13 protein-coding genes are annotated in these 12,533 nt (G+C 71.9%); 7 read left to right on the forward strand and 6 right to left on the reverse strand.

What is annotated here, in order from left to right; all coding sequences use genetic code 11:
- Window positions 1–44 precede the first annotated feature (44 nt).
- Complete coding sequence (gene tuf, locus ACFWVE_RS27400; RefSeq protein WP_384019250.1) at window positions 45–1,214, reverse strand: elongation factor Tu; 1,170 nt, start codon at window positions 1,212–1,214, stop codon at window positions 45–47.
- A gap of 425 nt (window positions 1,215–1,639) precedes the next feature.
- Here tuf and ACFWVE_RS27405 point away from each other — a divergent pair, with 425 nt between their 5' ends.
- The 3 genes from ACFWVE_RS27405 (at window position 1,640) to ACFWVE_RS27415 (ending at window position 3,758) form a co-directional block, all read left to right on the forward strand.
- On the forward strand, window positions 1,640–2,428 hold the full coding sequence (locus tag ACFWVE_RS27405; protein WP_384019253.1) for a TVP38/TMEM64 family protein: 789 nt from the start codon (window positions 1,640–1,642) through the stop codon (window positions 2,426–2,428).
- Between the two features lie 168 nt (window positions 2,429–2,596).
- Window positions 2,597–3,472, forward strand: a complete 876-nt coding sequence (locus ACFWVE_RS27410; protein ID WP_384019256.1) for an undecaprenyl-diphosphate phosphatase — start codon at window positions 2,597–2,599, stop codon at window positions 3,470–3,472.
- Window positions 3,473–3,578: 106 nt separating this feature from the next.
- Complete coding sequence (locus ACFWVE_RS27415) at window positions 3,579–3,758, forward strand: hypothetical protein (RefSeq protein WP_384019259.1); 180 nt, start codon at window positions 3,579–3,581, stop codon at window positions 3,756–3,758.
- A 48-nt stretch (window positions 3,759–3,806) separates the two neighbouring features.
- On the opposite strand, the gene ACFWVE_RS27420 is transcribed toward ACFWVE_RS27415, so the two are convergent.
- Window positions 3,807–4,547 (reverse strand): SDR family NAD(P)-dependent oxidoreductase, encoded by a 741-nt coding sequence (locus tag ACFWVE_RS27420; protein ID WP_384019262.1) that lies wholly within the window; start codon window positions 4,545–4,547, stop codon window positions 3,807–3,809.
- 192 nt (window positions 4,548–4,739) lie between these two features.
- Here ACFWVE_RS27420 and ACFWVE_RS27425 point away from each other — a divergent pair, with 192 nt between their 5' ends.
- A complete protein-coding gene (locus ACFWVE_RS27425) occupies window positions 4,740–5,228 on the forward strand; it encodes a nuclear transport factor 2 family protein (protein ID WP_384019265.1) in 489 nt (162 codons plus the stop codon).
- 80 nt (window positions 5,229–5,308) lie between these two features.
- On the forward strand, window positions 5,309–6,886 hold the full coding sequence (gene lnt, locus ACFWVE_RS27430; protein ID WP_384019268.1) for an apolipoprotein N-acyltransferase: 1,578 nt from the start codon (window positions 5,309–5,311) through the stop codon (window positions 6,884–6,886).
- On the opposite strand, the gene ACFWVE_RS27435 is transcribed toward lnt, so the two are convergent.
- Window positions 6,807–7,715: a Gfo/Idh/MocA family protein gene (locus ACFWVE_RS27435; RefSeq protein ID WP_384019271.1), complete on the reverse strand. Its 909-nt coding sequence runs from the start codon at window positions 7,713–7,715 to the stop codon at window positions 6,807–6,809. The two genes, lnt and ACFWVE_RS27435, sit on opposite strands and share 80 nt — an antisense overlap.
- 583 nt (window positions 7,716–8,298) lie before the next feature.
- On the opposite strand from ACFWVE_RS27435, the gene ACFWVE_RS27440 reads away from it, so the two are divergent.
- Both ACFWVE_RS27440 and ACFWVE_RS27445 read left to right on the forward strand, forming a co-directional pair.
- Window positions 8,299–8,808, forward strand: coding sequence for a DinB family protein (locus tag ACFWVE_RS27440; protein ID WP_384019274.1), 510 nt, complete (start codon window positions 8,299–8,301; stop codon window positions 8,806–8,808).
- Window positions 8,809–8,966: 158 nt separating this feature from the next.
- Window positions 8,967–9,449 (forward strand): hypothetical protein, encoded by a 483-nt coding sequence (locus ACFWVE_RS27445; protein ID WP_384019277.1) that lies wholly within the window; start codon window positions 8,967–8,969, stop codon window positions 9,447–9,449.
- A 13-nt stretch (window positions 9,450–9,462) separates the two neighbouring features.
- Here the strand turns inward: ACFWVE_RS27445 and ACFWVE_RS27450 are convergent, their stop codons facing one another.
- The 3 genes from ACFWVE_RS27450 to ACFWVE_RS27460 all read right to left on the reverse strand — a co-directional run bounded on the left by ACFWVE_RS27450 (window position 9,463) and on the right by ACFWVE_RS27460 (window position 12,480).
- On the reverse strand, window positions 9,463–9,990 hold the full coding sequence (locus ACFWVE_RS27450; protein ID WP_384019279.1) for a hypothetical protein: 528 nt from the start codon (window positions 9,988–9,990) through the stop codon (window positions 9,463–9,465).
- A gap of 135 nt (window positions 9,991–10,125) precedes the next feature.
- On the reverse strand, window positions 10,126–10,809 hold the full coding sequence (locus ACFWVE_RS27455; protein WP_384019282.1) for a uracil-DNA glycosylase: 684 nt from the start codon (window positions 10,807–10,809) through the stop codon (window positions 10,126–10,128).
- 78 nt (window positions 10,810–10,887) lie between these two features.
- A complete protein-coding gene (locus ACFWVE_RS27460) occupies window positions 10,888–12,480 on the reverse strand; it encodes an ABC transporter substrate-binding protein (RefSeq protein ID WP_384019286.1) in 1,593 nt (530 codons plus the stop codon).
- Between the last annotated feature and the right edge of the window lie 53 nt (window positions 12,481–12,533).

Here is a 12,533-nt window from a genome sequence, read left to right on the forward strand (position 1 = left end):
GGGCCCAGGACCCGGCCCGGAACTCAGGACTCAGGACTCAGGACTCAGGCGACCGCCGTCACCGTGCCGGCCCCGACGGTCCGCCCGCCCTCACGGATGGCGAAACCGAGCCCGGGCTCCAGGGGCGTCTCGCGCCCCAGTTCCACGGTCATCGTGACCGTGTCGCCGGGCCGCGCGACCGCCGCCTCCCCGAGGTCGACGTCGCCGACGACGTCCGCGGTGCGGATGTAGAACTGCGGCCGGTAGCCGGTCGACACCGGAGTCGTACGGCCGCCCTCACGGGCCGACAGCACGTACACCTGCGCCGTGAACCTCCGGCTCGGCACCACGCTGCCCGGCGCGGCCACCACATGTCCGCGTCGCACCGCGTCCCGCGGCACCCCGCGCAGCAGGAGCGCCACGTTGTCCCCGGCCTGCGCCTCCTCCATCGGCTTGCCGAACGTCTCCAGGCCGGTCACCACGGACTCCACCCCGGCACCGGGCACCTCGACGCGGTCGCCGAGACGGACCGTGCCGCGCTCCACCGCGCCGGTGACCACGGTGCCCCGGCCGGTGATGGTGAGCACGTTCTCCACCGGCAGCAGGAACGGCGCGTCCACGTACCGCTCGGGCATGGGCACATAGGTGTCCACCGCGTCGAGCAGGGCGTCGATCGACGCTGTCCAGCGCGGGTCGCCCTCGAGCGCCCTCAGCCCCGAAACCCGTACGACGGGCGCGGAGTCGCCGCCGTAGCCGTGCGCGGAGAGCAGCTCGCGGATCTCCAGCTCGACCAGGTCGGTCAGCTCCTCGTCGCCCGCGTCGGCCTTGTTGAGGGCGACGACGATGTGGTCGACGCCCACCTGCCGGGCGAGCAGTACGTGTTCGGCGGTCTGCGGCATGATCCCGTCGAGCGCGGAGACCACGAGGATCGCCCCGTCGAGCTGCGCGGCACCGGTGACCATGTTCTTGACGTAGTCGGCGTGGCCGGGCATGTCGACGTGCGCGTAGTGCCGGGTGCCGGTCTCGTACTCGACGTGCGCGATGTTGATGGTGATGCCGCGCGCCGCCTCCTCGGGCGCCCGGTCGATGCGGTCGAACGGCACGAAGCCGGCGGAGCCACGCCCGGACAGGACCTTGGTGATGGCAGCTGTCAGGGTGGTCTTGCCATGGTCGACATGGCCCATCGTGCCGATGTTCAGATGCGGTTTGGTGCGGACGTACGCCGTTTTGGACATGGCGGTACCTCGAAGTCTCTCGGTGATGACGTGTGAGCGGCCCCGGCGCGGTGGGACGGGCGCGCGGCCGGGACGGGGACCCCGAGGAACCTGCCGACCCTCCCCCTGGGGGGTCCGCCGGACTATCCGGGGAGGGTCAGCTTCGGGCGCCGTCGACAGCGGCTGCGAGTGCGAGTGCTGCGAGAACTGCGAGAACACGGACGGCAGCCTTCGGGGCATCCGCGGTGGCGGATGCTGCGAGGAGGAAGGCGTGCCGGAACATGCCGTCGATTCTGGCGACCGCGGCGCCGGGCGTCGAACGGTTTTCCGCGATACGCGGGCGGGCCTTCGTACGCGGTGGCCGCGGGCCGGGTGTTCCGGCCGCTGTGGCACGTATGAGACGCACACTACGGCGTTCGGTCACATTCGTCGGTTAGTGTCGCTGGATGCTCGATGCCACCAACCGCTCTGGGGGCACCGCCACGGCCTCTCCCCGGGCCCGTGCCGCACAGCTCACCGCCGCCGCCGTCGTCGTGGTCCCCGCGGCGGCACCCGCGTCGGGTCTCACCGCCCGCTGCGCCAGAGTCCTGCTGTCCCCCTGGTCACGTCTGTCCCTGCTGGTCGTGCTGCTCGCCTCCGCGGCCTCGGCCATGCTGCTCCTGGAGCCGCAGAAACTGCTGACCGACGGCCTGCCGCCGCAGCTCGGCGGTGCCGCGGCGGTCGTGGCGTACGCGGTGGCCTACGGGGTGTGCACGGTGGCGTTCGTACCGCGCCCGATCCTGAACCTCGCGGCGGGCGCGTTGTTCGGCAGCCAGCTGGGGCTCGGCGCCGCGCTGGGCGGCACGGTGCTCGGTGCCGGGCTCGCGTTCTGCCTCGGGCGGGCGCTGGGCCAGGACGCGCTGCGTCCGCTGCTGCGAGGACGCTGGCTGAAGGCGGCGGACAACCAGCTGAGCCGGCACGGCTTCCGTTCGATACTGGCGGCGCGGCTGTTCCCGGGGGTGCCGTTCGCCGCGTCGAACTACTGCGCCGCCGTCTCCCGGATGGGTCTGCTGCCGTTCCTGCTGGCGACGGGGCTCGGCTCGATCCCGAACACCGCCGCCTACGTCGTCGCCGGTGCCCGCGCCTCGACGCCGACGTCCCCGGCCTTCCTGATCGCACTGGCCTGCATCACCGTGCCGGGCCTGCTGGGCGCGGTGGTGGCGTGGCGCAAGCGGCACCAGCTGCGGGCACGGTGAGGCGAAGCAGAGCGCCCTTCGGGCCCTCTGCCCGGCCCCTGGCGTCAAGGCCTTCATCTTGGGGCGCTACTCTTCCCACTCGGCACGCGTGATCATCGATTACCGCACACAGCGCTTCGGCGTGCCTGTCCCTCTCTTCCGCGATCGGCACTTGGACACCACTGCCTCATGTCTTGGTTTGAATCTCTCATCCTCGGACTCGTCCAAGGGCTGACCGAGTTCCTCCCCGTCTCCTCCAGCGCGCATCTGCGGCTGACCGCGGCCTTCTCCGGCTGGGAGGACCCGGGCGCGGCGTTCACCGCGATCACCCAGATCGGCACGGAAGCCGCCGTGCTGATCTACTTCCGCAAGGACATCGCGCGGATCCTTTCGGCCTGGACCCGCTCGCTCACCAACAAGGAAATGCGCCGGGACCCCGACGCGCGGATGGGCTGGCTCGTCATCGTCGGCTCGCTCCCGATCGGAATCCTCGGCCTGACGCTGAAGGACCAGATCGAGGGGCCGTTCCGCGACCTGCGGCTCACCGCGGCGATGCTGATCGGCATGGGCATCGTCCTCGGTGTCGCCGACCGGCTGGCGGCGCGGGACGAGCAGGGCGGCCGGCACCGCACGCCCAAGCAGCTCAAGTCGCTCGACGATCTGACCGTCAAGGACGGCCTGGTCTACGGGTTCTGCCAGGCCCTGGCGCTCATCCCGGGCGTCTCCCGTTCCGGCGCGACCATCAGCGGTGGCCTGTTCATGGGCTACAGGCGCGAGGCGGCGGCCCGCTACTCCTTCCTGCTCGCGATTCCCGCCGTGCTCGCCTCCGGCCTCTTCGAGCTGAAGGACGCCACCGAGGGCGGTCATGTCACCTGGGGGCCGACGATCTTCGCGACGGTCGTCGCCTTCGCGGTCGGCTACGCGGTGATCGCGTGGTTCATGAAGTTCATCACCACCAAGAGCTTCATGCCCTTCGTCTGGTACCGCATCGTGCTCGGCATCGTCATCCTCGTCCTGGTTGCCACGGGTGCCCTCAGCCCGCACGCGGCGGAGTCGGCGCACTGACCCGGCCGTCCGTGCCCCGGCCGTCCGCGGGGGCGTGACCGAACCCATAGCTGACGGGTAGCCGTCCGGTAGCGCGCTGTCAGTGCGTGGCCCTAGGCTGTTCGGCATGTCCCCCGATTCCGTGACCCCTGGTTCCGTGCGGTCGGCCGCTGAGGTCAACGAGCACATCCGAGCACTGTGGCTGCGCGCGGGCGGTTCCCTGTCGGCCCAGGAGCGCGCGGAGTACGAGCTTCTGGTGGTCGAGTGGGCGGCGGCGATCCGCGACCAGGTCGTCAAGGCGGCCTGAGCCCCCGCCGCCGCGCCGGCCGTCCGCGCACCGGCGACAGCCACGCGCTCAGCGCCCGCCCGCCACCCGCAGCACCGCCCCCGTCGCGTACGAGGCGTCCGGCGACATCAGCCAGGCGACGGCCGCGGCGATCTCCTCCGGCTGCCCCGGGCGGCCGAGCGGCACCGCGGCGCCGGCCTGCCGGGCCCGGTCCGGGGCGCCCATGGCGGCATGCATCTCCGTGTCGATCACGCCCGGCGCGACCGCGTTGACGCGAATGCCGACCGGACCGAGTTCCTTGGCGAGTCCCACCGTGAGGGCGTCGACGGCGGCCTTGGTCGCCGCGTAGTGAACGTATTCGCCGGGGCTGCCGAGGGTGGCCGCCCCCGACGAGATGTTCACGATGACCCCCTCGCCCCGGGGCGTCATGAGCTGTGCGGCGCGGCGCGAACACAGCAGCGTCCCCGTCAGGTTGACGTCCACGACCCGGCGCAGGACCGCGGTGTCGACATCGGTGAACCGTCCCAGGGGCCCGGTCACCGCCGCGTTGTTCACCAGCCCTGTCACCGGCCCCAGTTCCCGCTCCGCCGTATCGAACAGACGCCCGACGTCCACCTCGTCGGAGGTGTCCCCCGGCACGGTGACGGCACGCGCCCCGGCCGCGCGTACCCCCTCCGCCACCCGCTCCGCCGCCGAGGCGTCCCGCACGTACCCCACCGCCACGTCATGCCCCTCCCCCGCGAGCCGCAGGCAGACAGCGGCCCCGATCCCCCGGCCACCACCGGTCACCACCGTGACAAGTCTCTTCACACGAACCTCCGAACAGCCGGCCAGTCCCGACAACCGAAGATCCACAGCCTGGCACACCCACACCCACACCCACACCCACACCCACGGCCGCACTCGTCCGTGCTGTCGGCCGGAGGGAAGCACGGATTCACGCCGGGTGAACAACTGCGCGGGGCTCTTGGTTCCGGGCCCGGGATGGCCAACACTGAGCCGATGACGCAGCGTGTGGAGCTTGCGACCGTGCGGGACAGGCTGGCCGTGGACGAGATCGTCACCGAGTACGCGGTGGCGGTCGACGACGGGGACTGGGAGGCATACCGAAGGCTGTTCACCTCGGACGGACGGGCCGACTACCGTTCGGCCGGCGGCATCGAGGGCGACGCCGGAAGGGTGGCGGCGTGGCTCGCGGAGAGCCTGCGGGTGTTTCCGATGCGACAGCATCTGATCGTGAACCGGCGGGTGCGCTTCGGGGTCTGGGAGCAGGACAGCGGTGACACGGCCCGTGTGCAGGCCGACTACGTGAACCCGATGGGGACGGCTGCCGGCGGCGAGGGCGGGTCGGCCGCGCCGGATGTCGTGTGCGGAGGCCGGTACGCGTTCGGGATGCTGCGCACGGACGAGGGCTGGCGGTTGAACGAGGTGATCGTGCGCGAGAAGTGGCGGCGTCTTCCCGCCCGGTCCGTGGCGCCCGTGGTCGACTGAGCCGGCGGTCCCTGTCCCGGATCTTGTCCGGGACGCACACTGGAGGCACGTACGGGGCGGGGAGCGGGTAGGAGGTGCCGGTGAAGACGTTCAGCCCCTGGCTCGCCTCCCCGTGGCGGCGCTCGGCCGTCGCCGCGGTCGCGGGTGCCCTGCCCGTACTGGCCTTCCCCGCGCCGTCCCTGTGGTGGTTCGCCCACGTCGCGCTGGTGCCGTGGATCGCGCTGGTGCGCGCTGCTCCCACCGGCCGGCGTGCCGCGTTCGACGGCTGGTGCGGCGGGTTCGGCTTCATGCTCGCGATGCACCACTGGCTGCTGCCGAACCTGCATGTGTTCACGTTCGTCCTCGCGGCCCTGCTCGGTGTGCTGTGGGCGCCCTGGGGGTGGCTGGTGCGGCGGCTGCTGGGCGGGACACCGTCGCGGGGGCGGGTCGCGGCCGCGCTGGTCGTGCTGCCGTCGGCCTGGCTGGCCGTCGAACTGGTCCGTTCCTGGGAGGCGCTGGGCGGCCCCTGGGGCGTGCTCGGCGCGAGTCAGTGGCAGGTGACGGCGGCGCTGCGACTGGCGTCGGTCGGCGGGGTGTGGCTGCTCAGTTTCCTGGTGGTGCTCGTGAACGTCGCCGCGGCCGTGCTGCTCCTGCTGCGGCAGGCGCGGGTACCGGCCGTGAGCGGTCTGGTCGCCGCGGGCGTGCTCACGTCCGCCGCTTGGACGGGCGCGCCCGTCGCGGAGGCCGGGGGACGGGCGAGGATCGCGGTCGTCCAGCCGGGCGTCGTCGCCGGGCCGGACAGTACGGACCGGCGCTTCGACCGCGAGGAGCGGCTCACCCGCCGGCTCGCGGGCCAAGGCGTCGACCTGGTCGTCTGGGGTGAGAGCAGCATCGGTTTCGACCTCGGTGCCCGGCCCGACCTGGCGCGGCGGCTCACCGCGCTGTCCCGCACGACGGGCGCGGAGATCCTGGTCAACGTGGACGCGCGACGCTCCGACCGGCCCGGCATCTACAAGAGTTCGGTGCTGGTCGGCCCCGACGGTCTCACCGGGGACCGGTACGACAAGATGCGCCTGGTTCCGTTCGGTGAGTACATCCCGGCCCGCTCCCTGCTGGGCTGGGCGACGTCCGTGGGTGAGGCGGCGGGCGAGGACCGCAGGCGTGGTACCGAGCAGGTGGTGATGGACGCGGGGAACGGGCTGCGCATCGGCCCGATGGTGTGCTTCGAGTCCGCGTTCCCGGACATCGGCCGGAATTTGGCCGAGGACGGCGCCGACGTGCTGCTCGCCCAGTCGTCGACGTCGACGTTCCAGCAGAGCTGGGCGCCCGAACAGCACGCCTCGTTGGCCGCGCTGCGCGCCGCCGAGACCGGGCGTCCGATGGTCCACGCGACGCTGACCGGTGTGTCCGCCGTCCACGGCCCGGACGGCGGGCGGGCCGGGCCGTGGCTCGGCACGGACGCGAGCACCACGCGGGTGTACGACGTCCCGCTCGCCCACGGCACCACGCCCTACGTCCGCTTCGGCGACTGGCCGCTGCACGCGGCGCTGCTGGTCCTGGCCGCGTGGGGGGCCACCGAGGCCATACGGGCCGTGCGGCTCAGGCGGCGGCCCGCTCCTGGACCTCACGCACCACACGCTCGCACAGCTCATGGGTCGCCAGCGCGTCCCGGGCACTGAGCGTCCTGCCCTCGCCGACCGCGTCCAGGAAGGCGAGCACCGCCTGCTCGATACCGCGCTGGCGCGCCACCGGCACCCAGTCGCCGCGCCGGCGCACGGTGGGCCGGCCCTTGTGGTCGATCACCTCTGCGAGGTTGACCACCTGCCGCTTGGTGTCCTGGCCGGAGACCTCGAGGATCTCCTCGGCCGAGCCGCTGAGCCTGTTCATCACGCCGAGCGCGGTGAAGCCGTCCCCCGCGAGCTGGAGCACCACATGGTGCAGCAGCCCGTCCTCGGTACGGGCCCGCACGGTCACGTCGTCGACCGGGCCGGGAACCAGGAAGCGCAGGGTGTCGACGACGTGGATGAAGTCGTCGAGGATCATCGTCCGCGGATCCTCCGGCAGCCCGGTCCGGTTCTTCTGCAGCAGGATCAGCTCGCGCGGATGGTCTGCGCACTGCGCGTAGCCGGGGGCGAAGCGCCGGTTGAAGCCCACGGCGAGGCTCGTGCCCCGCTCCTCGGCGAGGGCCACGAGCCGCGCGGAGTCGGCGAGCTCGTAGGCGAGCGGCTTGTCGACGTACGTCGGTACGCCCGCTTCGAGCAGCCGGGCCACGATCTTCGGATGGACCTGGGTCGGGGCGTGCACGAAGGCGGCGTCGAGACCTTGCGCGAGCAGGGCGTCGAGGTCGGCGTGCCGCTGTCCGGGCGGGAGGTGGAGGCCGTCGGCGACGCGGGTGAGCGTCGCGGGGGTGCGGGTCTGCAGGTGCAGTTCCACGCCGGGCCGGGTGGCGAGCACCGGAAGGTAGGCCTTCTGCGCGATGTCGCCGAGTCCGATGCAGCCGACCTTCACGGGGTGTTCTCCTCCAGTGGGTGCCTGTCAGATGCGCTGTCAGGACACGGCTTCGGTCACGCCCCTCGTCACCGCGGTGACCGTCACGGCCGTGATCACTGTCGTGGTCCGCCCCGAAGGATACGGCGTCCTGCGTCGGCGGCCGCCAGGAGGCGACCTCGTCGAAGCTCCGCAGGAGCAGGGGCGGGACTGCCTTCGAGAGCGCGGCGATCGCGGTGTCGCGTACGGCTGGGCCCCGGCGCGGTCGGTCATCGGGGTGAGACGGTCCGCCCGCACCGCCCCACGGACGGTGCCGGTCGTGCGGGGCGGCCGGCCGGCGGTGTACGCGTGGACGCGGCCGTCCTTGAGCGGGTGGGGCCCCGGAGGCGGCCCGGGCCCCAGGTCTCGTGCGGGGCGAACCGCACGCCGGGCAGCGCGGGACCACCGCCCGCCGGGTGGTGAAGCCGGAGTGGACGGGCCCGGGGTGGTGCGGGCGAGCCTGCGGGAACTGCTGGGGGGATGCTCCCAGCCTGACGAACATCTGACGAGCGCCTGTCAATAAAACGTCTGGCGGCGGACCTCCGCGACCGCAGAGGATGCGGGCATGACGACCCAGCGCCACGAACCCGCCACGGACGCCGACGACCGCACCATGCTGGAGGGCTGGCTCGACTACCACCGCCAGACCCTCGCCTGGAAGTGCGAGGGTCTGACCGACGAACAACTGCGCACCGCCTCGGTGCCACCGTCCGAGCTGTCGCTGATGGGGCTGGTGCGGCACATGGCGGACGTCGAGCGCGGCTGGTACCGCAGGGTGCTCGCGGACGAGGACGCCGGCCCGCTCCACTACAGCGAGGCCGATCCGGACGGCGAGTTCCACCTCACCGGCACGGAGACCTGGCAGGAGGTGTACGCCGCCTGGCAGGCCGAGATCGGCATCGCCCGGCGCAATGCGGCCGGCTTCGGTCTGGACGACCTGGCCAAGGGGCGGCACAGGTCCGGCGAACGGTTCACCCTGCGGTGGATCCACACGCACATGATCGAGGAGTACGCGCGTCACAACGGCCACGCCGACCTGCTCCGCGAGCGTCTCGACGGCGCCACCGGCGACTGACGGCAACGCCGGACGCCTGGCCGGCCGGGTGGGTCCGCCCACCACGCGTAAACACCCGGCTCTCCCATGCCCCCGTACGGGGTCGGAGATCACCCGTGCGGGGCATCCTCCGCCCGTCCACCGGCCTCCGGGGGGCCGGAGACTGCAGAGTGACGTGGGTGCATCGAAAGACGACCGCAGCAACGCTGCTGGTGACCGCGGCGATCTCCGCTCTCGCGGGCTGTGTGACAGTTCAACGTCCCTCCGTGCCCGGCCCGTCCGCGGGCGCGGCCCGGTTGTCGGAGCCGCGCCCGGACAGCCGGACGCGGGAGGTGGTGCAGGCACCGGCGCGCGAGGCCCTGGAGATGATCGCCCCGTCCCGGCCCACGAAGCCGCCCGCTTCCCCCTCGCGCCGTGCCGCCCCCACGGCACCCGCGCCGGAACGGACCGCACCGTCCGACGGCCACAACCCGCGGCCGGACGGCCCGGCCGACGGCAGAACCGCACCACCAGCACCCGCCGCGGAGGTCTCCGAGGCCGCGGGTGCCCTCCGCGGCGACCTCGGCGGGCAGGCGGACGTCTGCGCCCTGGGCGAGGAGTACGGCCACTGGCCCGCGGACAGCCCTCAGGCGGCCATCTGTGAGAAGACGTACGGGCGTTGACCGCCGCAGCGCCCTACGGGCGCTGCCTCGGCGGCCCCCACCCCCCGGCCGTCCCGCCCTCCTCGTCCAGCCGGATCTCCATGCGCCGGATGGCGGCCCGGAGCCTGTCGCCGTAGGAGTCGTCGGCCAGGGCACGGGCGGCTCCGCGGGCCCGGTGGAGGTGGACGCGGGCGGCGTCGGGGCGGGCGAGCCGGGCATAGTCGGCGGCGAGGTTGAGGTGCAGGGAGGGATAGAGGGCGCGCACCGCGGGCATGCCGCCGTACCCGGTGGGGCGGGCGGCTGCTTCGCCCTCGGCCTCGTTCGCCGCCGCCAACGCCCTTAGGTCCCAAGCGAGTTCGTCCTCGGGGTCGTCCTGGGTGTCGGCCAGGTAATGGGCCAGTGTGCAGCGGTGCAGGGCGTCGCCGTGGGCGCCGATCTCCGCCCACAGCCCGAGGAGGCGATGCCTCGCCTCCTCGCGGTCCCCCGCGTGGTGCAGCATCACGACCTGCCCGATCCTCGTCAGCACGGAATCCGGCGCCACCTGCTCCTGTCGGTCCGCCACCACGCCCTCCGCACCGCTCGCCGGATCGTCCCTGCCGACGCTACGGCAGGCGGGGACGATCCGGGTCGAACCGCTCCGCGACGCACCGGACCGTCCCCGCCGGCGGGGACCGGGCACGACCCGGACGGGCAGGTGTCAGCCCAGGTTCGGGATGGTCCAGTCGATCGGCTCATGGCCCTGCGCGGCCACCGCCTCGTTGATCTGCGTGAAGGGACGGGAACCGAAGAACTTCTTCGCCGACAGCGGCGACGGGTGGGCTCCCTTGACCACCACGTGCCGGCTCTCGTCGATCAGCGGCAGCTTCTTCTGCGCGTAGTTTCCCCACAGCACGAACACCGCCGGGTCGGGCCGGTCGGCCACGGCGCGGATCACCGCGTCGGTGAACCTCTCCCAGCCCCGCCCCTTGTGCGAGTTGGCCTCGCCGCCACGCACCGTGAGCACCGCGTTGAGCAGCAGCACGCCCTGTTCGGCCCACGGCATCAGGTAGCCGTTGTCCGGGGTCGGGGTGCCCAGCTCGGCGTGCATCTCCTTGTAGATGTTCCGCAGCGACGGCGGGATCCGCACCCCGGGCCGCACCGAGAAGCACAGGCCGTGCCCCTGCCCCTCGCCGTGGTAGGGGTCCTGACCGAGGATCAGGACCTTCACCTTGTCGTACGGCGTCGCGTCCAGCGCCGCGAAGACCTCCTCGCGGGGCGGGTGGACGGGACCCTTCGCCCGCTCCTCCTCGACGAACTCCGTCAGCTCCTTGAAGTAGGGCTGCTGCAGCTCGTCACCCAGAACCCCGCGCCAGGACTTGGGCAGCATGGCGATGTCGGTCACGTCAACGTCCTCACGATTGCGGTCGCTTCCAGGCCTCAGAACCTACAGGCGACCGCTGACAACCGCCCCGCGGACCGGCTACCAGCTGGTCTTGCGGGAGAGCTGCCACAACATCATGATCGTCGACGGGTCCAGTGCCCGCTCCGCGCCCGAGATGTCCCGGCTCGCCGCGACGTACTGCCGGCCCTGCCACAGCGGCAGCAGCCGCACGTCGTCCACGAGGATCTGCTGGGCCTCCTCGAAGTCCTTCACGACGTTTCCGCGATCGCTCTCCCGGCGGGACCGGGGCAGCAGGACATTGCTGATCTCGTTCGCCTCGTACGGCGTGCCGAGCGCGTTCTGCTCGCCGATGAACGGGGCGATGAAGTTGTCGGCGTCCGGGAAGTCGGGGGACCAGCCGCGCCCGAACACCGGGTACTCACCCTTCTGGTAGCCCTCGACGTACGTCTTCCAGGGGCGGCTCTCGAGGGTGATCTCGAAGAGCCCTGAGGCCTCCAGCTGACGCTCCAGCTCCTTGAACTCCAGCTTGGTCTCGGAGCCGTAGCGGTCCGTGGTGTACCAGAGGGTGAGTGGCACCGGCCCGGTGATGCCCGCCTCGGTGAGGATCCTTCGGGCCTTGTCGACGCTGGGGTCGCCGTAGTTGTCGAAGAAGCCGGTGGTGTGGCCGGTCAGCCCTTTGGGGACCATCGAGTACAGCGGGTCGACGGTGTCCCGGTAGATCTTGTGCGCGATCGCGCTCCGGTCGATGATCTGGGCGATGGCCTGGCGCACCGGCTTCTTGCCGGCCCACGGGTCCTTCGGGTTGAACACCAGGTAGTTGATGCTGGTGCCGGTGCCCTCCACCAGCTTGATCTCCTCCTCCTTGGAGGCCTTGCCCTGGAATTCGACGACGTCGTCCGCGGCGAGACCCCGATAGGTGAGGTCGACCCGGTCCTCCCGCAGCGACTCGACCATCTCGGCGGAGTCCTGGAAGTAGCGGACCGTCACGGCTCCGTTCTGCCGCTCGGCGTAGCCCTTGTACTGCTCGTTGCGGACGAGCCGGGCCTCGTCGCCCTCCTCGTACGACTCGAGGGTGTACGGCCCGGAGCCGACGATGCCGGACTCCTCGCGCAGGGCCTCGGCCGGGTAGGCCTCCGGGGAGACGATCGACAGGGCCGGGGTGGCGAGCACGAACGGGAACGTCGCGTCGGGCTTGTTGAGGTGGAAGACCACTTCGCGGTCGCTCGGCGCCTGCACCCGTTCGAGGCTGCCCAGCAGACCGGCCGGACCGCCGTTCACGTTGATCCTGCGGATCCGGTCGACGGAGTACTTGACCGCCTTGGCGTCGAGCGTGCTGCCGTCGGAGAACTTCAGCCCTTCGCGCAGTTCGCAGCGGAACACCTGGTGGGAGCTGTCGGAGAACTCGCAGCCCTCGGCGGCGTCCGGCTGGGGCGTGCTCGCGCCGACCGGGTAGCTCAGCAGCGTCTGGTAGATGTTGCGGAACAGCTCCCAGGAACTGTCCCAGGAGGCCGCGGGGTCGAGCGTGCTCGGCGGGCTGGTCGTCCCTACGACGATCGGCGCGTCGTCCGGAGTGTCGGACGTCAGCACACCGCAACCGGTGGACAAGGACGATATCGACGCGATGGACGCGACGGCCGCCACCCCTCGCAGGCATCGGTTCCGCTTGAACACGCGCACGCTCCTCGATCCGCCGTCCCAAGAGTCGGCAGACGATACCGCGCTCT

It is taken from the genome of Streptomyces sp. NPDC058632, assembly GCF_042717095.1.
Lineage (GTDB): Bacteria > Actinomycetota > Actinomycetes > Streptomycetales > Streptomycetaceae > Streptomyces.

Excerpts from the sequence above, each read along its gene's own strand:
- tuf (WP_384019250.1), bottom strand. The coding sequence starts at position 1,214 with ATGTCCAAAACGGCGTACGTCCGCACCAAACCGCATCTGAACATCGGC.
- ACFWVE_RS27405 (WP_384019253.1), top strand. The coding sequence starts at position 1,640 with ATGCTCGATGCCACCAACCGCTCTGGGGGCACCGCCACGGCCTCTCCC.
- ACFWVE_RS27410 (WP_384019256.1), top strand. The coding sequence starts at position 2,597 with ATGTCTTGGTTTGAATCTCTCATCCTCGGACTCGTCCAAGGGCTGACC.
- ACFWVE_RS27415 (WP_384019259.1), top strand. The coding sequence starts at position 3,579 with ATGTCCCCCGATTCCGTGACCCCTGGTTCCGTGCGGTCGGCCGCTGAG.
- ACFWVE_RS27425 (WP_384019265.1), top strand. The coding sequence starts at position 4,740 with ATGACGCAGCGTGTGGAGCTTGCGACCGTGCGGGACAGGCTGGCCGTG.
- ACFWVE_RS27440 (WP_384019274.1), top strand. The coding sequence starts at position 8,299 with ATGACGACCCAGCGCCACGAACCCGCCACGGACGCCGACGACCGCACC.